22 protein-coding genes are annotated in these 25,553 nt (G+C 42.5%); 4 read left to right on the top strand and 18 right to left on the bottom strand.

Translation table 11 applies throughout. The features are described from left to right. Positions 1–30 precede the first annotated feature (30 nt). Both yedE and ACESZG_RS07405 read right to left on the bottom strand, forming a co-directional pair. Complete coding sequence (yedE, locus tag ACESZG_RS07410; RefSeq protein ID WP_055060098.1) at positions 31–1,113, bottom strand: YedE family putative selenium transporter; 1,083 nt, start codon at positions 1,111–1,113, stop codon at positions 31–33. Positions 1,114–1,542: 429 nt separating this feature from the next. Beyond that, the gene (locus ACESZG_RS07405) at positions 1,543–2,682 is read right to left on the bottom strand and encodes an RNA-guided endonuclease TnpB family protein (protein WP_008706320.1); all 1,140 of its coding nucleotides are present in this window, start codon (positions 2,680–2,682) and stop codon (positions 1,543–1,545) included. Positions 2,683–2,766: 84 nt separating this feature from the next. Here ACESZG_RS07405 and tnpA point away from each other — a divergent pair, with 84 nt between their 5' ends. The 3 genes from tnpA to ACESZG_RS07390 all read left to right on the top strand — a co-directional run bounded on the left by tnpA (position 2,767) and on the right by ACESZG_RS07390 (position 5,630). After that, positions 2,767–3,171 (top strand): IS200/IS605 family transposase, encoded by a 405-nt coding sequence (gene tnpA / locus ACESZG_RS07400; protein ID WP_368222922.1) that lies wholly within the window; start codon positions 2,767–2,769, stop codon positions 3,169–3,171. A 194-nt stretch (positions 3,172–3,365) separates the two neighbouring features. Further along, positions 3,366–4,529 carry an aminotransferase class V-fold PLP-dependent enzyme gene (locus tag ACESZG_RS07395; RefSeq protein ID WP_373217866.1) on the top strand — a complete coding sequence of 388 codons (1,164 nt, stop codon included), beginning with the start codon at positions 3,366–3,368 and terminating at the stop codon, positions 4,527–4,529. Between the two features lie 204 nt (positions 4,530–4,733). Then, on the top strand, positions 4,734–5,630 hold the full coding sequence (locus tag ACESZG_RS07390; RefSeq protein ID WP_055060097.1) for a selenium metabolism-associated LysR family transcriptional regulator: 897 nt from the start codon (positions 4,734–4,736) through the stop codon (positions 5,628–5,630). Positions 5,631–5,633: 3 nt separating this feature from the next. Here the strand turns inward: ACESZG_RS07390 and ACESZG_RS07385 are convergent, their stop codons facing one another. From ACESZG_RS07385 to cobI, 4 genes are all read right to left on the bottom strand, one after another. Beyond that, the gene (locus tag ACESZG_RS07385) at positions 5,634–8,435 is read right to left on the bottom strand and encodes an EAL domain-containing protein (RefSeq protein WP_172679317.1); all 2,802 of its coding nucleotides are present in this window, start codon (positions 8,433–8,435) and stop codon (positions 5,634–5,636) included. A 410-nt stretch (positions 8,436–8,845) separates the two neighbouring features. Next, positions 8,846–9,577 (bottom strand): ABC transporter permease, encoded by a 732-nt coding sequence (locus tag ACESZG_RS07380; protein WP_008706312.1) that lies wholly within the window; start codon positions 9,575–9,577, stop codon positions 8,846–8,848. A 73-nt stretch (positions 9,578–9,650) separates the two neighbouring features. Beyond that, positions 9,651–10,493, bottom strand: a complete 843-nt coding sequence (locus ACESZG_RS07375; protein WP_008706310.1) for an ABC transporter ATP-binding protein — start codon at positions 10,491–10,493, stop codon at positions 9,651–9,653. Further along, a complete protein-coding gene (gene cobI / locus ACESZG_RS07370; RefSeq protein ID WP_008706308.1) occupies positions 10,490–11,185 on the bottom strand; it encodes a precorrin-2 C(20)-methyltransferase in 696 nt (231 codons plus the stop codon). The genes ACESZG_RS07375 and cobI overlap by 4 nt, the downstream gene beginning before the upstream one ends. A 245-nt stretch (positions 11,186–11,430) precedes the next feature. Here cobI and ACESZG_RS07365 point away from each other — a divergent pair, with 245 nt between their 5' ends. Beyond that, the gene (locus ACESZG_RS07365; protein ID WP_008706306.1) at positions 11,431–11,949 is read left to right on the top strand and encodes a hypothetical protein; all 519 of its coding nucleotides are present in this window, start codon (positions 11,431–11,433) and stop codon (positions 11,947–11,949) included. Positions 11,950–12,029: 80 nt separating this feature from the next. Here ACESZG_RS07365 and ACESZG_RS07360 read toward each other — a convergent pair whose 3' ends face one another. The 12 genes from ACESZG_RS07360 to ACESZG_RS07305 all read right to left on the bottom strand — a co-directional run bounded on the left by ACESZG_RS07360 (position 12,030) and on the right by ACESZG_RS07305 (position 25,429). After that, entirely contained in the window at positions 12,030–13,340 is a 1,311-nt protein-coding gene (locus ACESZG_RS07360) for an alpha-L-fucosidase (protein ID WP_008706305.1), read from the bottom strand. A gap of 127 nt (positions 13,341–13,467) precedes the next feature. Beyond that, on the bottom strand, positions 13,468–15,969 hold the full coding sequence (locus ACESZG_RS07355; protein WP_373217863.1) for a transglutaminase domain-containing protein: 2,502 nt from the start codon (positions 15,967–15,969) through the stop codon (positions 13,468–13,470). Further along, a complete protein-coding gene (locus ACESZG_RS07350) occupies positions 15,969–16,715 on the bottom strand; it encodes a copper homeostasis protein CutC (RefSeq protein ID WP_008706301.1) in 747 nt (248 codons plus the stop codon). Before ACESZG_RS07350 ends, ACESZG_RS07355 begins: the two co-directional genes overlap by 1 nt. Before the next feature lie 98 nt (positions 16,716–16,813). Further along, complete coding sequence (locus tag ACESZG_RS07345) at positions 16,814–17,575, bottom strand: DeoR/GlpR family DNA-binding transcription regulator (protein WP_025578860.1); 762 nt, start codon at positions 17,573–17,575, stop codon at positions 16,814–16,816. A 102-nt stretch (positions 17,576–17,677) separates the two neighbouring features. Continuing rightward, the gene (locus tag ACESZG_RS07340) at positions 17,678–18,652 is read right to left on the bottom strand and encodes an ABC transporter ATP-binding protein (protein ID WP_081018937.1); all 975 of its coding nucleotides are present in this window, start codon (positions 18,650–18,652) and stop codon (positions 17,678–17,680) included. A 3-nt stretch (positions 18,653–18,655) separates the two neighbouring features. After that, entirely contained in the window at positions 18,656–19,645 is a 990-nt protein-coding gene (locus ACESZG_RS07335; RefSeq protein WP_373217861.1) for an ABC transporter ATP-binding protein, read from the bottom strand. Between the two features lie 12 nt (positions 19,646–19,657). Further along, the gene (locus ACESZG_RS07330; RefSeq protein WP_020993648.1) at positions 19,658–20,557 is read right to left on the bottom strand and encodes an ABC transporter permease; all 900 of its coding nucleotides are present in this window, start codon (positions 20,555–20,557) and stop codon (positions 19,658–19,660) included. A 13-nt stretch (positions 20,558–20,570) separates the two neighbouring features. Continuing rightward, a complete protein-coding gene (locus ACESZG_RS07325) occupies positions 20,571–21,491 on the bottom strand; it encodes an ABC transporter permease (protein ID WP_055150720.1) in 921 nt (306 codons plus the stop codon). Between the two features lie 212 nt (positions 21,492–21,703). Then, a complete protein-coding gene (locus tag ACESZG_RS07320; protein WP_022380018.1) occupies positions 21,704–23,314 on the bottom strand; it encodes a glutathione ABC transporter substrate-binding protein in 1,611 nt (536 codons plus the stop codon). 391 nt (positions 23,315–23,705) lie between these two features. Then, on the bottom strand, positions 23,706–24,566 hold the full coding sequence (locus ACESZG_RS07315) for a mechanosensitive ion channel family protein (protein ID WP_008706292.1): 861 nt from the start codon (positions 24,564–24,566) through the stop codon (positions 23,706–23,708). A gap of 307 nt (positions 24,567–24,873) precedes the next feature. Beyond that, positions 24,874–25,167 carry a DUF1294 domain-containing protein gene (locus ACESZG_RS07310; RefSeq protein WP_020993650.1) on the bottom strand — a complete coding sequence of 98 codons (294 nt, stop codon included), beginning with the start codon at positions 25,165–25,167 and terminating at the stop codon, positions 24,874–24,876. Positions 25,168–25,195: 28 nt separating this feature from the next. After that, entirely contained in the window at positions 25,196–25,429 is a 234-nt protein-coding gene (locus ACESZG_RS07305; protein WP_020993651.1) for an HPr family phosphocarrier protein, read from the bottom strand. Positions 25,430–25,553: the final 124 nt, after the last annotated feature.

Raw genomic sequence — 25,553 nt, 5'->3', positions numbered from 1 at the left:
ATTGCGGAAATGATGTCTGCATTCCGACAATCAGGCTTCTTCTTTTCTCATGGAGTTCACTGCTGCGATTACTGCAACTACCACAATCCCAATAATAACTGCAATCTTTCCGTTTGCTGTAGGACCTTCACCGGAAGATGCCAGTCCGAAGTTATGGGCAAAAGCAGCGCCTGCCATCAGACCGAGAACAGTCACAGCTGAATCTGTGTTTCCCTCTCCTGCCAGGATAAGCTGACGCAGCGGACAGCCGCCAAGAAGGATACATCCAAAGCCTGCCAGATACATTCCCAGTGCGTTCCACAGTCCATCTGTGTGTGCGATCGGCTGTCCCGCAAATCCCGGATTGAAATAGGATGTTCCTGTAACTGCACCGAGGATCAGATTCATTACCAGTGCTGTCACAAGAATTGCAGCAAAGCCGAACAGTAATTTATATTCTTTAAAAAGTACCGCATCACGGATACCGCCGACCATACACAGACGTGTTCTCTGTGCCAGAATTCCAACGATAATTCCTGCTGCCAGTGCGATAACAATTGCAGCATGTTTTGCTCCAGGTCCGCCTTCCGGCTCTGTGAAATGGATAAATGCAGGTGCAGCTACCAACAACAGAAGCATCACGATCTGGAATGCAGGATAAATACTGCCTTCCAGCTTCGGCATCTTATAAGAACGTTTCAGTGTGTAACCTTTCTTCAGGAAAATAGTTCCTGTAAGAATACCGGCTACAAATCCAACAAGTCCAAACAGAGCATTTCCGTCTCCGCCTGCCAGACGCAGAATCATACGGAAAGGACATCCAAGAAACATCAGACATCCGATCATAACAAATGCGCCAAGTGTAAATCTGGTCACAGGTGCAGAGCCGCCTCTTGGACGAAACTCTTTCTTAGCAAGTGAAATGATACATGCTCCAAGCACCAGACCAATGATCTCCGGGCGGATATACTGAACTGCTGCCGCTGAATGAAGTCCCAGCGCACCTGTGGTATCTCTCAGGAAACAGGCAATACAGAAGCCCATATTTGCCGGATTTCCAAAAAACACCAGAATTGCAGCGATCAGACCGATTACGCCTCCTGCCAGAACTATGGTTCCCTTTTCGTTTTTCATTTATTTCTTTCCTCCTTTTGCACTGACTTTTTTTGTTGTCAGCACAATTTCTTTGTATCTATTTTATCATTTTTATGCTGAAATCACTAATTCATTATAGCCGTATTTTATAGTTATTTATAGAAATTATTTATAAGTTGTGCTATACTATAATGATGTTAGGGGCAAAAAGTATTTTGCCCCTAACCTGATATCTACGAATTGTTCCGCAGCAAACTAGCTCCTGCAATTCTCATATCATATAATCTTTAATTATATAAAAATCGGGGGATTTGTTACTGTCAACTACCCATCACCTAAAGGTAATGGGCTTGTAACTGCCCAGTCGTAGTAACGGCTTACGCCTCCGACCTTTTATCCCCAATAGGCATTGCTGCCTAAAGTGGCGTTACATCATTGGGTGGTTGACAGCACCCTTTGTAGCAGAGTTTACTCTGTTACAACTGTATTGGGTACTTGGCTATCAGCAAGATAGTTTATTCCCATACGATACAGATTCATAGCTCCAATACGGTCATCATTAGACGTATAACCGCAGTTTTTGCAAGTAAACAAATGTATTTTCTTATTACGATTAGACTTTTCAGTATGTCCACAAGCAGGACAGCATTGACTGGTATAACGAGGATCCACCTTTATTACAGAAGATTGATTCTGCTTCGCTTTGTAAATCAGCTTCTGCTCAAGGTCATAAAAAGACCATGATACAGAAACATAGCGGTTTTTTGTTTTGACACGTTCTGTAACATTGCGAATACCAGTCAAATCTTCTAATACAAAGAGAGTATGCTTTGGATTACCGGTGGCAAGTGCCTTCGATACCTGATGGTTAATATCCTGCATCCAACGGTTTTCTCGCTGACCGATAGCTTTTAGTCTTCGCCTTGAGGATGGCGTATGTCGCATTTGAAGTTCTTTACGAAGCCTGGAATAATTAGCCCGTTTCTGTTTAATAGCTTTACCACTAACAAATCCAGACTTATGTTTACTGTCATAAGTTGCAACAACAAAGTTAATACCTCTGTCAATACCTACAACATTACAAATATCAGAAATATTACTTTCTTCAACCTCATAGGTAACTGGTATATGCAGATAGTATTTACCATGTTTATTTACAAGTTTGGCAGTACCAAACTTGTAAATAGAATGGTTAAAATACTTAGACATACCCTCAGCAAAATAAGGAAGTTTCACACGACCATTAAGCGTATTGACGGAAAAGCAGTTTTGAGTTAAAGAATAATCTCTGTTCCAAACCAGGTCGTACTGAGGTTTTTTAAAAGATGGTTTTATCCATTCATTCTGATTTTCAAGAATGGTCTTATATCTTGCGATAACCGTTTTAAAAACAGACTGCGCCATTTGTGATTTGAGACTGAACTTTTCTCTTAGAGTAGAGTACAAAATTTTATTGAGTGAGAACTGCTTTAGGTCATGTGTGCGGAATACATAATCTGAAACATAATTACAGGCATCACAATAAACAGACATTGTTTTATTAAGCAAAACTTTATCTGTATCAGTTGCAACTATCTGAACTTTTGCAGTTATAGTTATCTGTTCCATAAAATTTATTCCTCTCATTGATACTTCACTAGCAATAGTGTATACTAATATTTAGTGAACGTCAATAACTGTCAGAGGTGATTTATGGATTATAGATATAATCGTCATAACAGACGAAAATACAGTCTGAAAGTACATATAGTTCTTGTAACCAAATACCGCAAACAAATACTAAAAGGCTCTATTGCTGATGATGTGAAACAAAAGATTCTCGATATAGCTAATACTCGTGGCTACGAAATAATTGCTATGGAAACAGACAAAGACCATATACATTTTTTGTTAAGTTATGATGCAACGGATAGAGTATGCGACATTGTTAAAATTGTAAAGCAGGAAACAACATACTACTTATGGCAAAAGTATAATTCGGTCTTATCAAAACAGTATTGGAAGAAAAAAATATTTTGGTCAGATGGTTATTTTGCTTGCAGCATTGGAGAAGTGTCATCAGCAACTATACAAAAATATATTGAGAGTCAAGGATAATAGATAACAATTTACAAGGCTCCTCCCACCGCCTAAAGAAGGCCACTGAAAAAGTCCTTTTTGCGTATAAATTAACACAAAATAAAGTACATCAATCAACTTTGAGACACTGTATATAGTATGAAAAAACAGTTTTTCAGTGGCGTCCCTAAAGGCAGTAGGTTTCCGCCCATGACAAACGAAAGGATTTATTTATGAATAAAATCTATCTGGATCAGGCCAGTACGTCTTTTCCAAAGGCACCATCTGTTGCACAGGCAGTTTATGATTACCTGGCAGGCTCTGCTGTGAATGTGAACCGGGGAGGATACCGGGCAGCTTATTCTGTGGAAGAACAGATTTTTGAGACAAGAGAACAGCTTCTGAAGCTCTTTCACTTTACTTCCGGAAAGGGTAAGAATGTTATTTTTACAGAAAATATCACTGCCAGTCTGAATGTTCTTCTGAAAGGACTTCTGAAACCCGGCGATCATGTACTTGTAACTGCCATGGAGCATAATGCAGTGATGCGTCCCCTTGTACAGCTGGAGAAACATGGAATTTCTTTTGACAGGATCCCATGCGCTTCTGACGGCAGTCTTCTGCTTGATAAAGCGACCGCACTCCTTCGTCCTGAGACTAAGCTTGTGGTCTGTCTTCATGCTTCTAATGTATGCGGAACTGTCATGCCAGCACAGGAAATCGGAGATTTCTGCAAAGAACATGGGCTTCTTTTTATTCTGGACACTGCACAGACGGCAGGAACCATTAACATTGATATGGAGAAATGTCACATAGACGCACTGGCATTTACAGGTCACAAGGGACTCAGAGGGCCACAGGGAACAGGTGGCTTTCTGATCCGCAATAAACTGGCAGCGCAGATTGAGCCTCTTATCAGCGGTGGAACAGGAAGCGCCTCTCATTCTGAAGAAGTACCGGCATTTCTTCCTGATCGTTTCGAGCCCGGAACTCCCAATATACCTGGGATTCTGGGACTTCATGCCGCACTCTGTGATCTGGAGAAACAGTCCATGGAAGAAATCCGCCAACATGAATTAATGCTGACACAATACTTTATAGATGGTATCCTGAATCTGGATCCTGAAGAAAAATTTCTGCGTATTATCGGTAAAAAAAATATTGAAAACCGTTGTGCAGTTGTATCCGTCCAGACCTTACATATGGACATGGCTCAGGCCGCCTTTGAGCTGGACAGTACTTATGGAATTATGACAAGAGTCGGCCTTCACTGTGCACCAAACGCACATAAAACTCTTGGAACATACCCGGAGGGTACTCTCCGTTTTTCTTTCGGATCTGAGAATACAAAGCAGGAACTGGATATTGCTTTAGATGCATTATCCGCATTACTATAACAATCCTAGTGTACCAACAAGTTGATTTCTTGAACAATCTTACGTCTAAATTTCTTATTTCCGCGTTGTCGTCAGTCGCCGTAGCCACCGCTAGCCTCTCTCCTCCGCCTTGAAATAAGAAAATTTATCCTGCAAGATTGTTTCAAGAATCAACTTGTCGGTACACTCGTACATCGTTTTCGTACATAAAAGGAGATTTTCACAATGGAATTTAAACAGTTAGAAGCATTCGTCGCTGTCGTGGACTACGGCAGCTTCTCAGAGGCGGCCCGCCGCCTCTATCTGACACAGCCTACGATCAGTGCGCATATACGTTCCCTGGAAGATGAACTGCATATGAAACTGATCATCCGTACTACAAAGAAAACAACGATCACAGCCAAAGGCTACCAGCTTTATGACAGTGCAGTCCGTATGTTGGAAATCAGAAATAACCTGCTTGAAAATTTTACAGGTGCCCACAAACATATGATAGATCTGGCTGCATCTACCATTCCTTCTTCTTATCTTTTGCCGGAACTGCTTGCTGCTTTCGGCAAAACGCACCCGGATGTTTATTTTCACTCCATACAGTCAGACAGTTCAGAATCCATCAGCCGGGTACTGGACGGAACTGTAGATCTGGCTCTGGTAGGCCAGAATACACGTGATGAGAGCTGCGTGTTTATTCCTTTCTGCCATGATGAGCTGGTTATTGCAACTCCTGTAACAGATCACTATCTTGCACTCAAGGACAGAGAAACACCCGCTGTTTTTCATGATTTCCTGAAAGATCCTATTATCCTCAGGGAAAAGGGCTCCGGCACAAAAAAAGAAATGGACCTTTTTCTGGAGCGCACAGGCATCACAACAGGCAATCTGAATGTGATTGCCCGCATGAATGACCTGGAAAGCATCAAAAAGTCCATTGTTAATGGTCTGGGAATCTCTATTCTTTCATCACGCTCTGTCAATGACCTGCAGAGGACAAAGCAGATTCTTGTCTTTCCGCTGGAGGAAGCTGCCCATAAGCGCAGTTTCTATATAGTCTACAGCAAAAACAGGATTCTGAACCCCCATGTAAAGCAGTTTGTACAGTTTATGCGAGACTATTATATGTAACTGTTATCTGCCGGCATCCAGCAGTTTCACAAACTCTTCCTCCGGCATCGGTTTGTAAAAATAATAACCCTGAATATAATCACAGCCGTTGTCTCTTAAGAACTCGACCTGCTCTTTAGTTTCAGCACCTTCCGCTATAATCTTTATATCCATAGTATGTGCCATTTCAATGATGAAGCGGATAATACTGCGTGTTTTGGTATTGGTTTCTATCTGCCGCACAAAACTCATATCAATTTTCATAATATCAAAGTTGTAATTCTGGAGCATTCCAAAGGAAGAATATCCGCTTCCAAAATCATCCAGGAGCAGCAGAATCCCTGCTTCTCTTAATGCCTCCAGAGTTGCATTTCTGTCTGCCTCAATGGCAGCATAGGAGGTTTCTGTAATCTCCATTCTGCACAGACCGGACGGCATGGAAGCATCTGCACATTTCTTCTCCAGCCAGTTCATGATCGTCTCATCATAGAAATCCATCCATGACAGATTAGTTGATACCGGAACTGTGATCTTATCGGACTGATAACGTTTCTTCTGAAATTCATTAACCGAATCCAGCACATACAGATCCAGTTCGGAAATATGTCCGCTTTCCTCCAGTGCAGGAATAAATACACCCGGCGAAATAAATCCCTTTTTCGGGTGGAACCACCGGATCAGAGATTCTGCTGATGCAATCTTTCCGGTCATTGCATCCACAACAGGCTGAAAATATACTTTGAACTGTCCCTGCTCAATCCCTTCCTCCAGTTCACCTGCTAATGTTGCTTTATCTATATATGTATTCTTCATGGAAGAATCATAAATCTTATATGACTGGACAAACTCATCTGTAATATATCTCTGGGCAATCTTTGCCCTGTCAATCATTCCATTCACAGACATTTTTTTCTTTTCAAGCATAAAAATCCCACATTTGACAGACAAATGAAGTGTTTTTCCTCCCCGGGTAAGTTTCTTCTGACACATTCCGGTAAGCATATCCAGATTGAGATTCTTACGTTCTACCAGACAGATAAAATGATCTGCGTCCTCACGTGCCGATACCAGAGGCTTCAGCTCTGATTTCCGGACATCTTCGTACACTTTGCGCAGCATCATATCTCCGATTTCTGTTCCAAAAAGCTCATTGACTGCCTTGAAATTCTTAATATCGAAAAATACAACCGCATATCCGGTTCTGTCTTCACTTTCTTTCAGGATCCGTTCCACATGACGGATAAAACCCTGTCTGTTATATCCGCCCGTCAGAATATCCTGTTCAAATTTCTCCGTAATATCCTCAACTGTAGCTACAATAATGTCAAAAAATTTATTGAGGTAAAAAAATGTATAGTTCTTTAAACATTTCTCCCCTTTTTTATTAAACTGATGAACAGAGAAAGAATATCTATCTTTCTCCTGCAGTTCTTTCCGAATGGTATCAAGACGCACACATTTTTCATATACGGATTTCTCATCATCCGGAACAAATTTCTTCATAACTTCAGTAACATAACCGGAATAACTGATCTCTTCTGCCAAAACCATCTCCATGGCACAGATACCCGGATGATCCAGTCTCACACAGTCTCTCTGCCCGTCAATAATCTCTATTCTGTCAAAATTCTTTCTGTACAGCATATGCGGAATCTGCTCTGAAAAATAGTTCTCTGTAATATCAGAAAAATAGATCAGTGCTTCCAGCCTGTCATAAGAAACGTTCCGGACCATCTCAACTGTGGTTCTGATCATCCTCAGACTGATTCCTTTTGCGGCATACACAGGACATTCCCATTGGATCATATCTTTTCCCTGTGTCAGACACTCCCTCAGATTATCTACACAAAATACCTTTCTGTACTGAGTTCTCACTTCTCTCTGCGGAATAGACTGACTGATCCGTTCAATATAAGAATCCAGTGGTTCATTTACATCTTTCAGCTCCAGTGAAGCAATCCTGCTGTTTGCCATAATACAGCTTCCATCCGAAATATTTACTGTAACTGAGGCAAACGCATCTTTTGCATGACGTATGATCTTATCCAGCTGTTTCAGATATTCATCATTGATATCCCGGATATACATCATGGCAATCTGGTCATCCGGTTTATATTCTGCACTTCTGATGACTTCCATACATACCCAGCGGTACTCCTGTTTTATCAGAGTTCTGTAGTTCAGGTAAATGCGTTCTCTGCCTTTCGCAAGTTCTCTTCTCAGATTATCTATACTGCAGAATTTCAAATATTCTTCCTGATCCTCTTCATAAATATACTTATAATCAGCCATCATTTTAAGGCTTTCAGAAAGACTTGGAAGCATGGAAACAGTACTGTCTTTTCCTCTTATAACTGTATAAGTATCTGTCGAGAGATTAATCTTGAGTATCCGGTGAAAAATAGATGATAACATTTTCATCGCATCCTGCAGGTCTCCCGTCATCTTATCATGCAGCGCAATCGTACTCTCAACACGATGAAAGACCGTCATTGCATCAAAGGGACGTGTGAAGTAATCACTTGCTCCAAGCCCATAAACCCGACGGATGCTATCTTCGGAAGTCTCTGATGAAATACAGATAACAGGCAGCATATCCAGCCATTGCTTTTCCTTCATAACAGCAAGTACCTGATAACCATCCATTACCGGCATGATCAGGTCAAGGAGCACCAGCTTAAAATCCTTATGGCATCTTTCAAGGATTTCAACTGCCTGCTTTCCATTTTCAGCTTCACAGATATCATATTTATCTTCCAGCATACAGGAAAGGATTTCTCTGTTTAATTGTGAATCATCAACGATTAATATCTTTAGCTTACTCATATAATGTATGCCCTTTCTTCTGTTATTATGGCTGTGTGAAAATTTAACTGGACAGATGCCAGAATCAACTGTTCGTGTGCTAACAAGTTTATTATACATAATTTAAGTATATCATCCAAAGGATAAAAGTCAATAATTGGATATACTGCCAATATATGGTTCCCTGTTTTCGTTACTGTTCACTCCGTTCACAGTAACGTAGCCAAAATTCATTCCAGATTGCCTGCGGCAATGGAATTTGGGCTTGTATGTCTCGGGATTTTGGCATATTCATACCAAAACACCTCGCGGGATAGTGGTGTGTGAACAGTAACATATATGGTTCCCTGTTTTCTCTTTACAAAAATTCACATTGATATATAATACTTAAACAGATCAAGGAGGAGCACAGGCTCCTCCTTGTCAGTCAGTTACAGATTTTTCTTCTTATAAATAAACCATGATGCTGCTACAGTAAACACCAGCAGATAAAGAAGCAGAATCCCAATACCAGTGTAATTCACCGCCTCACCTGATGAAATGCTTCTCATCAGATGGCTGGTCTGGGATAATGGCAAGGCTGATACAAACTTGCCTACAAATCCCGGAAGTTTCTCTGTTGAGAAAAAGGTGTTACACAAATATGCCATAGGCATAATGATATAATTGGAAAACCTCGGCACGTCTGCGTGATTCTTTGCCAGAAAGGAGACCACCACGCCGATGGCTGAGAATACTGCTCCGTTCAGGAACATCACCAGAAAGGACCATCCGTTGAAGATCAGTCCTGTCTCAATAGGTGCTGTAAGAAGCAGTATGATTCCTCCTGCATACAGACCACGCAGACTTCCCCCGATGATCTGTCCGGCAATAAACTGCCATAATGGTGTGGGGGAGATCATCACCTGATCAAAAGCCTTCTCATACAGTCTCTGTACGTTTAGGTTCTGCGCAATGGCGTTGAAGCTTCCGTTCATAGTTGTCAGTGATACCACACCCGGAATCAGAAAGTTCAGGTATGGCTGTCCATGAGAAGTGGTCTGGATTCCCATTCCGAATACGATCAGATACATTAGCGGTGCAATCATTGCCGCCAGTGTGATTTTATAGAAATCCCGGCGGAATTCTACCCACTTCTCCCATAATATTGTTATAATTCCCATACATTTTTCTCCAGATTATTCTAACTTTTTTCGCAACCTCCGCAGGGGACTTCCCTGATTCAGTTAATATCTGCTATTTTGAAATCAAATGCTTCCCGGCTCTTTCTACAAAGACATCTTCCAGTGTTGTCTCGCGAAGAGACGCCTGCCCTGTAAGCTCTTCCAGATACCGGATTGCTTCCTGTCGTGTATGGAAATAGTGATTCTGTGTTCCATCTGCTGTCATCTCGTCCACTGCATAAGCACCAAGACTCTCAATCAGTGCTGACGGAGTACTTACCTCCTCCAGCTTACCATGATCCATCAGTGCCACACGATTACAGAGACTCTGTGCTTCTTCCATATAATGAGTAGTCAGCAGGATCGTCAGATTTTTCTCATTAAGCTTACGCAGAAGATTCCACATCTGTCTTCTGGAAAGAGCATCCATACCTGCTGTGGGTTCATCCAAAAGCAATATCTCCGGATCTGTCAGTAATGCCCGACAGACCATCAGCTTACGCTTCATTCCACCGGAAAGCTTACGGACTGTACGTTTGCGAAACTTCAGCAGGTCACAGAACTCCAGAAGTTCTTCTGTTCTTTCTTTTATCTGCTTTCGCGGCATAAAATAGAGCCGTCCCTGGTATTCCATAATCTCATCCATATTCATATCCTGACGCATAGAATATTCCTGGGTGATCACACTGATTTTTCTTTTCAGATCAGGACGTTGTCTCGTAAGCTGCTGACCGTCTATGAGGATTTCTCCCTTTGTCGGAAGAAGAAGGGTTGAGAGCAGGCTGATGGTCGTTGTCTTGCCTGCTCCGTTCGGTCCAAGAAGGCCAAAAAATTCCCCTTTTTCAATTTTCAGGTTCAGGGAATCCACAGCTGTAAAATTGTCAAAGGTTTTTGTCAGATCTCTGGTTTCGATCATAATCCTCCATCCTGTTCCTTTGCAATGATCAGAGAATAATAGCCTGCATCATCCGGAATTTCTTCTACACTGTTGTAAATATGCTCATCCGGCATTCCACAGTTCTCCACCATACGGATATTGCGTCCGCTTTTTGCCAGAATTTCCTTTACCTGATTCATCTTTTTGCCGGATTTCATCAGCACATAGGTACCCGGCTGATCCAGTTCACTGTCAAGGCGGTGAACTGCAGGCTGTACATGAAGAGGCTGGTTCCACTCTGTAAGCGGGATATTCAGGCGTGCTGCTGTTGCGCAGAAGGAAGTGATGCCGCTTACCAGTCTTGTCTCATATCCATCTGCTTCTACTCTCTTCTGCACATATGAAAATGTTGAATAGATAGTCGGATCTCCAAGTGTCAGAAATACTACATTCTTACCTGTATCAAGTGCTGCTTCCAGCGCCTTGGCTCCTTTTTCATGGTTCAGTTCCAGTTCTGCCTTATCGTGTGTCATTGGCATATAGATTGGCAGGAGTTCTTTGTCTGCAAGCTCAGGTACTGCCTGTACTGCGATCTTATATGCAACTGTTTCACGCACCTCTGCGCCCGGTACTGCAATAATATCATTCTCTTTGATCAGGCGCACTGCCTTTAATGTCATAAGTTCCGGATCTCCGGGGCCAACTCCTACTCCGTATAAAATTCCTCTCATTACCATATCCTCCTGTGATTTGCATATACATTTTTATGATATCAGAATTGCAGGAGCTGCTTCGCAGCAAAGCAATTCACAGATATTCATTTATTGTGCTCACTGTTCACTACGTTCTCAATGATGTTGCGTGCGGACAGCACCTTTTATTATACTAAAACAGGATAACTTTTTCAACAAAGTATTGACAATTAATTTCAATTGTGGGATGATGAAAATTATCGAATTTAAGTGAGGAAAGAAATATGAGAAAGATTTTTTCAGTTCTGGCAACTTTGATCTGCTGTCTGTCAGTATGGACTTCTGTTCCTGCTGCACAGGCTTTCACTCTTGATAAAGAAGATGGGGAGTATTCCATCCAGGTAGAGCTGGAGGGCGGGAGCGGCAAAGCCAGTGTCACTTCACCGACTTTGATCACCGTAAAAAACGGCGAAGTAACTGCCGATATCCAGTGGAGCAGTTCTAATTATGATTACATGATCGTTGACGGTGAAAAATATCTCCCTGTCAATGAGGAAGGAACGAATTCTGAATTCCTGATCCCGGTTACCATTATGGATGAGAGCATGCCGGTAATCGCAGACACTACTGCCATGGGTACCCCTCATGAGATCAATTATACCTTGACTTTCTATTCCGATTCCATCGGTTCCAAAAGCCAGATGCCGCAGGAAGCAGCGAAACGTGTTGTTGCTGTTGCACTTGTTATTATCGTAGGCGGTGGGATTCTGAATTATTTCGTAAACAAGAGAAACCGATGCTGAACCAGGCAGACACCTGCATCTCAGTTCGGTTAAGAAATACAAAAAAGCTGCCATACGGCAGCTTTTTGTATTCTATATCTTTATTCAGCCATCTCCACTTCCAGCACATAGTCTACAGGATCCGGCAGTACAGGATCCGGACCAAGGTCAACAAATGCGATATCCGGATAATCGCTGTGTACCCATAAAGTAGAGATCGGCACTTCATGTCCGTCATCCAGGGCACGTACTTTCACAATCTTATTCTTATCAAATCCGATCAGCGGCAGTGGTCCTAATGTATTCTCATAAATATGGACATAATACTTGTTTCCATTTCTGGTGATACGTCCGTAATCCGGTTTCGGGATATCTGCTGCCGGAGCGCATCCATAGATACTGTCATGGTTCTTATCCATCCAGCGTCCGATTTCCGACAGAATCGCAGAGGACTCTTTCGGGAATTTACCTTTCGCATCAGGTCCTACGTTCAAAATCATATTTCCACCTTTGGAAACGCACTCTACCAGCTTCTTGATCAGCATGGAAGCAGGTTTGTAATAGTGGTCATTTGCGCAGTAGCCCCAGTTATTGTTCATGGTGAAGCATGCTTCCCATACCATCGGATTCCCTTCTTTGTCGCAGATTCCTTCCGGCGGGATGATCTGTTCCGGGCTTATAAAATCGCCATGATACGGTGTCGGATCGCATTCATACAGAGATCCTCTTCCCTCACCACTGACTTCCAGACGGTTATCAATGATGATTCCCGGCTGTAATCTGCGGACCATATCTATCAGTCTGGTTGCTCCCCATTTCTCGCCTCGCATATCGTCATAGGAAAAGTCAAACCACATAATATCGATTTTTCCATAATTTGTGCAGACCTCTTCCACCTGATTGTACATATACTCTATATAACGAGAAAAATCTCTGTTTTCATTACTGCATTCCGGATGGTTTCTCATAGGATGGATGCGGTCTCCGTAATGAGGATAGTCCGGATGATGCCAGTCAAGTAAGGTGAAATACAGACCGACTTTCAGACCTTCTTCGCGAAGAGCTTCCACATATTCTTTGATCAGATCTCTTCCTGCAGGTGTATTGGTAACTTTATAATCTGTGTATTTACTGTCAAATAAACAGAAACCATCATGGTGTTTTGCAGTCAGAACCACATATTTCATACCTGCTGCCTTTGCCTCTTTTGCCCACTGTTTCGGATTATAGTCTCTGGCATCAAATTCTTTCATAAACGGAAGGTATTCTTCCTCAGGCATCTCCTCTGTACTGCGTACCCATTCTCCTCTTGCAGGAATAGAATATAATCCCCAGTGGATAAACATTCCGAAACGGGCATCCTGATACCATTTCATACGTTCTTCATATTCTTTTCTGTTAAACTGATACATGATTTTTATCTCCTTTATGTAAATGCAAATTCAATATCCAATCCTTTACATCTATACAATAATGTAATCCGGCAATACCAGAAGATGCTCACAGGTGTCATCTCCGGGCATCTTATTTATCGCTCTGTTACATTAATCTAAGCAGCATATCCCCGGTTCCTACATTGTAACCGCTGGTCGCATAAATCCCATTCAGGGTTCCATTCGTCACAATAATCAGCGGAAGTTTGTCCGGATCTACGTACATACGCCTTCCCAGAGTATTGATAATCTCTGAGAAATCATCATAATAAATCTGAATATTTTTTAACTTTGCAAGTGCTTTGGACAGTGTCGGTGTCTCCAGTGCTTCTTTGCTTCTCACTACAAAAATAATCTGCTCTGCATATCCTGCGAAAGCCTCTTCCTGCTCCATCATTTCATTTAAGATATGCTCAGTAGGCTCTTTTTCTTCTTCCAGAAACATAAGGATATGTTTTCCGTCTGCTGTAAGATCAGATGCTTTCACTTCTGTACCATCCTCAGTTTTCAGCATGAATTCCGGCATGGAAATATTCTCCAGCATATCCTCCAGATCTGCTTCCCTGAGTACCAACTCGATCTCCTTTGTCTCTCCGGGCTGAATTTCAAAATGATATTCATTTGCAAACATATTTCCATTTGGAAGTCTGTTTGAAGTAAGAATCCTGTAGTTTCCGGATTCCAACGGCAGATTCAGGATCTGATCTTCGAAATTCTCTGCTCCCAGTTTCAGTGATGTATATCTTCCATTCTCCAGTTTTGCAATACTCCAGTTCTGGAAATATTTCCACTGTACAGTCTCTCCTGCTTTCAGGATCAGAGTACAGTTCTTCTCTGTTCTTGCAAGCACAGGAACGAATCTTCCGTTTTCCATATATTCCATAGAACGATCATGTGGATTCAGTCTTGCCGCTACTCCAAGGGTTCTCGCTATTGCAACAAACAGGATTTTCTTTGACAGGAAGCTTCCTGTACAGGTCCTTATGCATCCTGCCGGTGTTGTGATCACACTGGAACGCTCTTTCTCCGGTCTGGAAACAATTGCCTTCTCGATCAGATTCCAGATTCTGGAAGGATCATCTCTCAGCTCCTGTTTCTCAGTTCTGGAAAAATGCTTCTTAATCTCTCTTCTGTATTTCTGAAGAACTTCATCATCTACTCTTGGATTTAACACATAAGATACAAAGGTATCCTTTTTCATCATACCATGATATGGGATTGCCAGCTCCAGGTGTTCCTCCAGAACGTCACTGATACAGTCAGTTCTGTCTTTCTCTGTGAGAACCCTCAGGAGATCTTCTCTGTATGAGGCAGCAATGGCTTCTTCTATCCTGTTTACCTTTTTTTCCAGGAAACGTTCACATTCCGGATTTGACCAGTTTCTTACTTTCTGCTCTCTGTGTGCATTGGCTGCTGTCAGACGCTTATTTCCCTTCGCCTTCTGTTCTAAAGTCGGCATGTCTGTGTTTACAGGTGCATCATGAGGAGCAAATATATCTGCTGCTGTCCACTTTTCTGATTCACCGTCATTTCTTTTATCCTGCGATACCAGACAAAGTTCACAGTTATCTTCTTTCTCAGTGTTCATAACTGTTTCCGCATAGAACCACTCGCCGTCAGAACACATTCTTGCGGAAATATGCAGACTCCCAAGTCCTGTTGTCAGTCTGGCGGTTCCCTTACTGTCTGTTTTCTTCTCTGCGATCGGTGCATACTCTGAATAGTTCAGCACCTCAAAGGAAACCTCAGCTCCCTCTGTGGGTAACCCCTGCGCATCCTTTACTGTTACTGTAATTTCTTTGGTTACTGCATACCTCTTCAATTCATTCAGCATGGTCACCATACCATCTGTGCCGATCACCTCACCTTCCGGGATTTTGGTGTCAAACACACGTGAATGGATCATCATTGCTCTGGAAGAAGCGTTTGTAAACCATCCTTTATTCAGGATTTCTTCGGGCTCACAGGCTCCGAGGAAGTACCATTTACCGTCACACCAGATCTCTACCCAGGCGTGATTGTCATCGCAGTGAGACCACTTCGGCGCATATACCTGACGGGCAGGTACGCCTACGCTTCGCAGTGCATTTACAGTGAATACAGACTCTTCACCACATCTGCCATTTCCTCTGCGGTATACAGAAATCGCAGATAAAGTACGGTCATCTGTACAATGATAAGTAGCTTCTTCGGCACACCAGTAATTCACTTCCAACGCTGCTTCTCTGAAGTTCATTCCCTGTATTCTGCTTCCGATCTCTGCGCGGAAATAAGTTCTGCACTGTGCGATCTCCTCCTCATTTACTCTGTGAAACAGCACATAATTCAGGAAGATTTCTTCAGGAAGGTCTGCAACCTGCGGATTCTCTTTCCAGAGCCTCACACCATTCTCCGCATAGTCCAGAAATACTTCAAACGGATAATTGCCAATGTCACTGTACGGCATAAACGCATATAAATATTTACATGCAAGTGCCACTTCCTCTGTACATTTCTGTAATCTCTCGTCTACAGGCGCAAAAACCCGGGGCAGGTTTTTTGCCTGCTCCAGGTAGTTCTCTTCAATTCGACCCCTGTTCTCTTTTAAAAAAACTCTTGGTTCTGCCATTATAATTCCTCCAGAACTTTCTTTGCGGCACGGATATTATCTACATCCGTACGCCATATCTCATATTCGCTCAGCATCGGAAGTCCCATGTTGACTCCATCCTTGCGAAACTGCATCTCACTGTCAATGACTCTCTTTCCGGTCATATGATAAGCCCTGACTCCTGTAAGCGGATAAAGCTGGCGGATCACTTCTGCTCCCACGCCGCTTCCTGCCTGGATCGTGATACGTCCCTGACTCTTCTCTACCAGTTCCTTCAGCAGATCTGCCCCCTGCAGACATACATTACGCTGACCTGAAGTAAGGATCGTATTGATTCCCAGTGAGATTGCCTGTTCCATTGTTTCTATTGGATCCACACATACATCAAAAGCTCTGTGAAGAGTCACCGACATATCCCCTGCCGCCTCCATCAGCTCTTTCATCTGTTCCATGTTTAATGTGCCATCCGGCTTCAGCACCCCAAATACAACACCTTCGGCACCCATTTTCCTGAAATCTTCCACTGCATGCTTTATCATGGAAAATTCTGCATCTGTATAGCAGAAATCTCCAAAACGCGGACGGATCAAAGCATGGATCCTGATATCCGAACGCTTTCTTATTTCATCAAAAAGCCACGGTCCCGGAGTGGTTCCGCCGATGATCAGGTTACCGCAAAGTTCCAGTCTGTCTGCGCCTCCTTCAACCGCTGCCATAGCAGATTCTACAGAATCTACACAGGCTTCCAAAATATATTCTTTCACGTACTTGCCTCCATCTTTTTTCATTTAAGCCAGACAGATCATCCTTTCTGCTGACTGATTTAACCAGATCAGATAAGTCCCCCGAAGACTTACCTGCATCAGAACAATTTCACCCCGGCTCTCTCCAGTGTACTCACGATCGTATCATCTGGAAATTCATCCGTAACAATTCCGCTGATATCATCAAAGTATGCATATTTATAAGAATCATTGAAATAGAATTTATCCCTTTCCATAACAACATATTTATGTCTGCTGCTGTGCACGGCTGCTTTCTTTGTCAATCCGTCCTCTACCCCCAATGTAGTAATTGCACAATCAGTCATATCCACACCGCAGCTTCCTATAAATGCACGGTCAAAGCTATACTGTTTGATCACTTCTATCGTTGCAGCTCCCATAAATCCGTTTACTGTCTGATACATTGTTCCCCCTGTACCGATTGCAGTAATGGACGGATTTGTGGCAAGGATCTGCAGGATATCTATCATATTGCTCACCACTACCACACGCATATTTGACGCAGCAAGAAGCTTTGCCAGCTCGATATTTGTGGTAGAAATATCAAGGAAAATCGTTTCGTTATTCTTAATCAGTTTAAATGCTTTGGCTGCAATTGTTCTCTTTTTGTCAAGGTTAAACTGGCGTCTGTCTACTACGTCTCTTTTCAGCGGATAATCCTGTGAAAGGATTGCGCCGCCGTAGGTTCTCTTTAACTTACCGGCGTTTTCAAGAATCTTAAGATCTTTTCGGATACAGTCTTCTGTGACCTGAAACATTTCACTCAATTCCTTAACCTTGACTTTTCCGTTTTCACGAAGACATTTCTCTATTGCGCTCTGTCTTTCCTCAGTAAACATAGCCCCCTCTTTCCTCATCCATTCATGATAACCTGTATCTTTCAGTGAATCCTGTTTTCTTCACTGTTCATCTTCAGGTGTAATATTGTTATTTCGGAATTCCTATTCTGTAAGTTTTGGATAATGACATTTTACAATATGACCCGGTGCAATTTCAACAGGTGTCGGCACCTGTGTCTTACATTTTTCTGTACAATGTGGGCAGCGTGTATGGAACAGACATCCGCTTGGCGGATTACTCGGACTTGGAAGATCACCTTTTAATGTAATACGCTCTTTCTTCACTTCCGGATCCGGGATCGGAACTGCGGAAAGAAGTGCTCTTGTATATGGATGTCTCGGGTTTGCATACAGTTCTTTCTTTGGAGCTGTCTCTACGATCGTACCCAGATACATAACACCGATCCTGTCCGAAATCATCTCAACGACACTCAGGTCATGGGAAATGAACAGATAGGTAAGATTAAAGTCTTTCTGTAACTGCTGCAGAAGATTTAATACCTGCGCCTGGATAGAAACATCAAGGGCAGATACCGGTTCATCTGCAATGATCAGCTTTGGCTGCACTGTCAGTGCTCTGGCAATTCCGATACGCTGGCGCTGACCACCGGAGAATTCATGTGGATAACGCTCTCCATGAGACGGACTTAATCCTACAGTGCCGAGAAGTTCATGTACTTTCTTAAGACGCTCTCCTGCGCTCATGTTTGTGTGGATCAGAAGTGGCTCACCGATGAGATCCTGAACTTTCATTCTCGGATTCAGGGAACCGTACGGATCCTGGAAAACCATCTGAATATCAGAACGCAGCGGACGCATTTCTTTCTCGGAAAGTCTGGAGATTTCTTTTCCTTCAAACCAGATCTCACCGGAATCCGGTGTGATCAGATGATCGATCAGTTTACCTGTAGTAGATTTCCCGCATCCGGACTCACCTACCAGAGAGAAAGTTTCACCCGGATAGATATCGAATGATACATCATTTACAGCATGGACAAATTTCTTTTTGCTGAACATTCCTCCGTTTGCCTGGAATGTTTTCTTCATATTCTTTACTGATAATAACGGCTCGCTCACAGGTTACGCCTCCTTTCCAGTTTTGTTGAGCAGATGACATCTGCATTTTCTGGTGCCTGCTTCGTTGATATCTGCAAGCTCCGGCTCCTGCTGATGACAGATATCCATTGCATATTTACATCTCGGTGCAAACTTACATCCTTTCGGCATTACGGACAGATCCGGTACGCTTCCCGGAATGGACGGAAGAGATTCCACACCACTTCCAAGTTTCGGTACAGAACCGATCAGCCCCTGTGTATATGGATGTTTCGGATCTGCAAAAAGTTCCTGCACAGGCGCTTCTTCTACAATTCGGCCGGCATACATAACAACAACTCTGGAACACATTTCAGCAACAACACCAAGGTCATGTGTAATCATCAGAATACCTGTATTCTTCTTTGCCCTGATGTCCTCCATCAGCTCCAGGATCTGTGCCTGAATGGTAACGTCAAGGGCTGTAGTCGGCTCATCTGCGATGAGAAGCTCCGGCTCACAGGACATTGCCATAGCGATCATAACACGCTGACACATACCTCCTGAAAGCTGGTGCGGATAACTCTTTAATGTCATATCCGGTTCAGGGATACCTACTGATCTCAGTACTTCGAATGCTCTGTTGTGCGCTTCTTCTTTTGAGAAATTGTTATGGAGCAGGATTGCTTCTGTCATCTGTTTCTCAATTCTCATACATGGGTTCAGAGAGTTCATCGGCTCCTGGAAGATCATGGCAACTTCACGTCCTCTGATCTTTCTCATGCCTTTTTTATCTTCTTTGAGAAGATCCTTGCCATTAAGCAGGATCTCACCGTTAGAAATCTTACTGTTACGCGCCAGAAGTTTCATAATGGAAAGGGAAGTTACGGATTTACCGCATCCGGACTCTCCTACCAGACCAAGAATCTCACCCGGCTGAATGGAGAAACTTACATTATTAACTGCTGTCACCCATGTTTTATCTCTTTTAAACTCCGTACGGAGATTCTTTACTTCTAATAATTTTTCTGCCATGGTTTCTTCCTCCTAGTTCATCTTTGGATCCAGGGTATCTCTGAGACCGTCGCCCAGCAGGTTGAATGCCAGAACTGTAAGGAAAATCAGAATACCAGGGAACAGTACCATGTGAGGAGCTGTATTCAGATAGTTACGTCCTGTGGAAAGCATGGAACCCCAGTCAGGCTCTGTAACGTTTGCACCGAATCCCAGGAAGCTTAAGGATGATGCAGCAAGGATTGCAGTACCTACACGCATGGTAAAGTTAACGATCATAGACTGGATCGTACCAGGGAAAATATGTACAAACAGGATTCTTGTGTTTGAACATCCCAGGGAACGGGCAACCTCTACATAAGGAGCCTGCTTTACGGAAATCGTCGCGCTTCGTATGATTCGTGCGAAGGACGGCACTGTAAATACCGCAACTGCGATCATAACGTTTACCATACCCTGTCCGATGATGGCAACAACTGCGATAGCCAGCAGGATATCAGGGAAAGCGAAAAGTACATCACAGCATCTCATAATCAGGGAATCGATAATTCCGCCGTAGAAACCTGCGATCAGTCCAAGAACAACACCGATAGCCGTACCAATGATCGTCGCTGTCAGCGCGCATGTAAGAGAAAGTCTGGTACCAACCATCAGACGGGAGAAAACATCCTGTCCGTATTCATTGGTTCCCCAGATGTGGGCTGCGCTTGGCCCCTGCATCATAGCTGTGTAATCCGGTGCCTGTGGATCATACGGAACTACATATGGTCCGATGATTGCCATTAAGATAATAAATACTATAAATGCCAGAGAAATCACTGCTGTTTTTCTCTTCATGAATTTCTTGACAAATTCTTTGAACTTGCTCTGTGCCTTAGGGAGTTCTTCGGCAGCAGCAAGGTTAATGTTTGATGTTGTGTTCTTATCTGCCATCTTCTCTCCTCCTCTACTCATAACGTACTCTTGGGTTAATCACGCCATAAAGAACATCTACGATCAGGTTGATCAGGATATATTCTGTAGCAAAGAACAGAAGTAATGCCTGAACAACTTTGTAATCTCTCATCTGGATGGAGTCTACCAGAAGACGTCCAAGTCCGGGAATGGAGAATACTGTCTCTGCCATAACAGATCCGGAAAGGAGACCACCGATCTGAAGTCCGGCTACTGTTACGATCTCGATCAGAGAGTTCTTAAATGCATGGCGCATAACAACCAGTGATTCAGAAAGACCTTTGGCACGTGCGGTACGCACATAGTCCTCACGCATGGTCTCAAGCATGGAAGACCTGGAGAATCTGGCAAGTACAGCCATGATTCCTGCTCCCATTGTAAGTGATGGAAGAATATAGCTCTTCCAGGTTTCCAGTCCACTGGTCGGAAGCCATCCCAGGCTTACTGAGAAAAGCTGGATTAATTCCAGACCTAACCAGAAACTTGGAACAGATATACCTGCGATTGCTATGATCATACCTACATAATCAAGAATTCTGCCATGAAATACGGCAGCGATAATACCGATTGCAATACCGATGATCGCAGCCCATATCATGGATGAAAATGTCAGCATGATAGTTGGTTTCAGTCTTGGTGCGATTGTCTCTGCTACGGTTTTACCGTTTTTGATAGAGCTTCCCAGATCTCCTGTAAAAAGACCTTTCATATATTTACCATACTGTACAAGTAATGGCTCATCCAGTCCCAGCTGTTCACGTACAACTGCCACATCTTCCTTTGTTGCATCCTGACCGGCTACCAGTCTTGCCGGATCACCTGGAATCATATGGATAAACATAAATACTACGAATGAGATAACCAGAAGCAGCGGGATCGTGCTTGCCAAACGTTTACCTAAATAACGTCCCATATTTTTCCTCCTTATCATTTTCTTACCTGTTGTTTATATTTGATGCTTTATAGTCAGAGAACTGCCATAGTAAATCTTATGGCAGTTCTCCGGTTTGAACATCTTTGTCCTGTATTCACACTGCTGTATCGGCAGTATTTTTATGGAATTGCTGCAATTTCAGATCAGGCAGCCAGATTTATGTTCTTCGCAGCCTGTTCTCAAACAAATTACTACTGTGCTAAAGTTGCATTTGCGAAGTTAAATGCTCCATCCGGAGATACATATACGCCAGACAGATAAGATTTTGTAGAATAGATGATCTGGTCATTGCCAAGGAATAACCATGGGCATGCTTCCCATGCGATCTTCTGAGCATCGCCGTAGTATTTAGCCTGCTCTTCTTCGTTAGCTGTTGCAAGACCTTCGTCCATATCTTTATCAAAATCAGCATCGTTGAAGTATGCTGTATTTGCACTTGTAGGAGGGCACATTGTGCTGTAAAGCAGGGAACGTAAAGAACCATCCATTGTGAAGTCAGATGCAGACCAGTTTACATACCACATATTGATCTCGGCATCTTCTTTGTCAACATAAATCTTGTCACTTACAGTTGCAGGCTCCATTGGCTGAACGTCAACTTCGATACCGATCTGAGCAAGCTGCTGGGAAATAAATGTCATACCTTTGATTTCCTGTGTTGTGTTATCACCCCACAGAGTAAGTTTGAATCCGTCTTCGTATCCGGCTTCTTTCATAAGTTCTTTTGCTTTGTCTACATCATATGTGTAAGCTTCCTGCTCTTCATATCCGCCGATGATAGATGGAACTACAGATGTAGCCGGTTTTCCGTATCCGGAATACATTAACTGGATGTATGCATCTTTGTCGATCGCATAGTTCATAGCCTGACGTACTTTTACATCAGAAAGCTGTTCCAGATCCATGTTCAGAGTTACATATCTCATGATGTTGGAGTCTGTTGTAAGGATATTTACATCGTCTGTTCCTTTGATTGCTTCGATCTGGTCAGACGGTGTAGGATAGATGAAATCTGCTTCACCTGTCTGAAGCATAGCTGTACGTGCACCTGCTTCCGGAACCTCTTTGATTGTTACAGTGTCAACGCCCGGTTTGTCTCCCCAGTAATCATCATTGCGCTTAAAGCTTGTGTGGTCTCCCTCTTCCCATTCTGTACATACATATGGGCCGGTTCCGCATGGATGGTTCATGATATCATTGCCATACTCTTCAAGAGCTGCAGGGCTGATGATACAGAACTGTGTCAGACGGTTGATAAATGGTGCCCATGCCTGTGTCAGTTTGATAACCAGTGTGTAATCATCCGGTGTTTCAATGCTGTCTACACGAGGTGTTTCAGATCCGTCTTCGTTAGTTACGATAAATGTTCTTCTCTGACGAAGATTGTTGTCTTTGTTAACTACACGATCGTAGTTTGCTTTAACTGCTGCTGCATTGAAGTCTGTTCCGTCCTGGAATTTAACGCCCTGACGAAGTTTGAAAGTATAAGTAAGAGAGTCATCGGAAACTTCCCATGATTCAGCAAGTTTGCCTGTTAATTCCTGGTTCTCGTCAAAAGAAACCAGTGTCTCGTATACACCACGTGTAGCAGAGATTGCGTTTGTATCCGGAATGTTTGCCGGGTCCATGGAGCTTACGCTTCCTTCGATTGCGATCACCAGATCATTGTCGGATGATTTGGAATCTTCATTTGTGGCTTTGAGAATATAGCCGTCATCATCTGCTGCAAATGCTGTAGCGGACATGGAAACTGTCATTACTCCTGCAAGAGCTGCTGCCATAACTTTTTTGTACATTTTCATAGTTTTCTCTCCTTTTCTTTCTGTACATTGTTACTTAGTTACAATCACGAAGTTAATTTTGGGTACAAAAAAAGTGTTTTTATATTTTTGCGTCTTTGCAATGTATAAAAATCGTGTAGCAATCCATTTACTTACATGCGCCTTTGCATCTTCATAAAAACACTTTGTTGTTTAACTTGACTCCAGTATAGCAATCTATTGTCGCATTGTCAATTATTTTATCGTATTTTATATTATTTTAGTGGTATTATACCAATATTCGACAATGAAATTGGTATAAATCACTATGAATCAAAGATTATTTATTCTTGTTTGGTATTATTTGGCTATAATCTGTACAAACAATAAGTCCTCTAAACCTTATAGTTGGTTCAGAGGGCTTATGTTGTTATCATATCTGTTTCTTCACATGAACCTGCAGCTGATTGTACGGGATTTCAATTCCGTTTGCATCAAACGCTTCTTTGATCAGTTCATTAAGCCGCCACCTGGCAGGCCAGTATTTCTCCGTAGCCACCCACACACGCAGGCCCATGACCACTGCGCTCTCTCCAAGCTCATCTACAAACACCACCATTCCCTGGTCGTCTTTCGTATCTTCATCATTATGAAGAATTTCTTCCAGGATTGCTTTTGCTTTCTTAATGTCTGAATCATAAGAAATTCCTACTTTGATCTCCAGCTTACGAAGATCTCTGGCAGTTACGTTTGTAATAATGCTGCCGGACAGCGTTCCATTTGGGATTACAATATGTTTGTTATCTATGGAAATCAGAGTTGTATAACAGATTTCTATTTTGTATACAGTTCCTTCGCACCCATTCTGCTGTGCAATAATGATATAATCCCCAACCTGAAATGGTTTGAAGATCAGAAGCATGATCCCGCCTGCGATATTTGCAAGACCGCCCTGCAATGCAAGACCTACCGTTACACCGGCAGTACCAAGCAGTGCTGCAATAGAGGATTCCTTTACACCAAAATGAGTGGCAATGCTAAATACCAGCAAAATGTAAAGTACAATTCTCAACAGCGACCCTGTAAACTGGATCACACCTTTGTCTACAGACGCACGCTCCATGGACTTCTTTATGAAAGAAACAAACCACTGGATCACTTTGCGCCCGCCCACAAATACCAGCAATGCCATTACTACTTTCAACCCCAGTTTCGTCAAAGCCGGAAGATAGTCTGAAAAATACTGCTTATAGCTGTAATATAAACTTTTTGCCTCCTGAATTTCCTGTTCCAATATTTTTCACCTGCTCTCTTATATTTTTGTCATGTATTATTTTTCTGCCCTTCTTTCATTTAACAGGCAGCTTTTCATATAATATCAGGGTTAAAAGATGTCTTTCCCCTGACTTGGTATCTACGAATTACTCCGCTACTTTGCAGATCCCGCAATTCTCATATAAGAGTAGCATAACATACCTCATTCTCTGTAACAATCAATTTTATTCGGGCAAAAAAAGAAAGCGGACAATATATCCGCTTTACTGACACAGGATTTCACGCTCTGATGAGCTAAAATCAATATGCGTTATTTATAAGAATTGCTATAAGCGCAGAATAATCCCCTCATTTCCCGAAAACAGAAAATAAATAATTAGTTGAATAATCAGTATCGCCGGAACTCCTGTCTTAAATTTCGGCTTTCTTGTTTTATGATGAAATACCTTCATACCGGCCAGAGCTCCCACCGACCCTCCGATCACCGCCAGAAATATCAGCTGCGCTTCCGGTATGCGCCACTGTCCGGCTTTTGCCCTGCTTTTATCCAAGCCATAGATAAAAAATGTGACTACATTAATGATAATCACATAAATATATAGAAGATTTGTAGATGTCATCTGCACCTGCGAATTCCTTTCTTTAATCTTAACATGCCAGACCTGCGATCACTGATTCAAAATCCTCATCATAACCATCATATTTAAGTTCCAGAGGTTCTTCCACATCAAGGCTTAATACTCCGAGAATAGATTTGGCATCAATAAAAATTTTTCCTTTAGATACAATGTCAATATCAAATGGACATCTGACTGCCGCACAGACCAGTTTCTTTGCTGCCTCTACGTCATTAATCTTAATTGTCTTATTTGCTGTTGTCATATTCGGTAATCTCCCTTCCCTTTTGGTCTCCGTCCTATTGTCAGGACTTTTATATTGATTTTTTGACCCAGTCGTATTATACTGATTCACACATTGATATACAAACGTTATTTTTCTATATCAG

The sequence above is a fragment of the Blautia sp. Marseille-P2398 genome (genome assembly GCF_964240315.1).
In the GTDB taxonomy this organism is placed as follows: Bacteria; Bacillota; Clostridia; order Lachnospirales; family Lachnospiraceae; genus Blautia_A; species Blautia_A wexlerae.
Note: the sequence above shows the minus strand (reverse complement) of the source record. Positions and strands in the feature narration are given on the sequence as shown.

What these genes read in the sequence shown, in the direction of transcription:
- ACESZG_RS07310 (WP_020993650.1), bottom strand. Translation starts at nt 25,167, where the DNA reads ATGACATCTACAAATCTTCTATATATTTATGTGATTATCATTAATGTA.
- ACESZG_RS07325 (WP_055150720.1), bottom strand. Translation starts at nt 21,491, where the DNA reads ATGGGACGTTATTTAGGTAAACGTTTGGCAAGCACGATCCCGCTGCTT.
- ACESZG_RS07390 (WP_055060097.1), top strand. Translation starts at nt 4,734, where the DNA reads ATGGAATTTAAACAGTTAGAAGCATTCGTCGCTGTCGTGGACTACGGC.
- ACESZG_RS07365 (WP_008706306.1), top strand. Translation starts at nt 11,431, where the DNA reads ATGAGAAAGATTTTTTCAGTTCTGGCAACTTTGATCTGCTGTCTGTCA.
- ACESZG_RS07335 (WP_373217861.1), bottom strand. Translation starts at nt 19,645, where the DNA reads ATGGCAGAAAAATTATTAGAAGTAAAGAATCTCCGTACGGAGTTTAAA.
- ACESZG_RS07355 (WP_373217863.1), bottom strand. Translation starts at nt 15,969, where the DNA reads ATGGCAGAACCAAGAGTTTTTTTAAAAGAGAACAGGGGTCGAATTGAA.
- yedE (WP_055060098.1), bottom strand. Translation starts at nt 1,113, where the DNA reads ATGAAAAACGAAAAGGGAACCATAGTTCTGGCAGGAGGCGTAATCGGT.
- ACESZG_RS07405 (WP_008706320.1), bottom strand. Translation starts at nt 2,682, where the DNA reads ATGGAACAGATAACTATAACTGCAAAAGTTCAGATAGTTGCAACTGAT.
- ACESZG_RS07330 (WP_020993648.1), bottom strand. Translation starts at nt 20,557, where the DNA reads ATGGCAGATAAGAACACAACATCAAACATTAACCTTGCTGCTGCCGAA.
- ACESZG_RS07395 (WP_373217866.1), top strand. Translation starts at nt 3,366, where the DNA reads ATGAATAAAATCTATCTGGATCAGGCCAGTACGTCTTTTCCAAAGGCA.
- ACESZG_RS07375 (WP_008706310.1), bottom strand. Translation starts at nt 10,493, where the DNA reads ATGATCGAAACCAGAGATCTGACAAAAACCTTTGACAATTTTACAGCT.
- tnpA (WP_368222922.1), top strand. Translation starts at nt 2,767, where the DNA reads ATGGATTATAGATATAATCGTCATAACAGACGAAAATACAGTCTGAAA.
- cobI (WP_008706308.1), bottom strand. Translation starts at nt 11,185, where the DNA reads ATGAGAGGAATTTTATACGGAGTAGGAGTTGGCCCCGGAGATCCGGAA.
- ACESZG_RS07385 (WP_172679317.1), bottom strand. Translation starts at nt 8,435, where the DNA reads ATGAGTAAGCTAAAGATATTAATCGTTGATGATTCACAATTAAACAGA.
- ACESZG_RS07360 (WP_008706305.1), bottom strand. Translation starts at nt 13,340, where the DNA reads ATGTATCAGTTTAACAGAAAAGAATATGAAGAACGTATGAAATGGTAT.
- ACESZG_RS07345 (WP_025578860.1), bottom strand. Translation starts at nt 17,575, where the DNA reads ATGTTTACTGAGGAAAGACAGAGCGCAATAGAGAAATGTCTTCGTGAA.
- ACESZG_RS07320 (WP_022380018.1), bottom strand. Translation starts at nt 23,314, where the DNA reads ATGAAAATGTACAAAAAAGTTATGGCAGCAGCTCTTGCAGGAGTAATG.
- ACESZG_RS07380 (WP_008706312.1), bottom strand. Translation starts at nt 9,577, where the DNA reads ATGGGAATTATAACAATATTATGGGAGAAGTGGGTAGAATTCCGCCGG.
- ACESZG_RS07305 (WP_020993651.1), bottom strand. Translation starts at nt 25,429, where the DNA reads ATGACAACAGCAAATAAGACAATTAAGATTAATGACGTAGAGGCAGCA.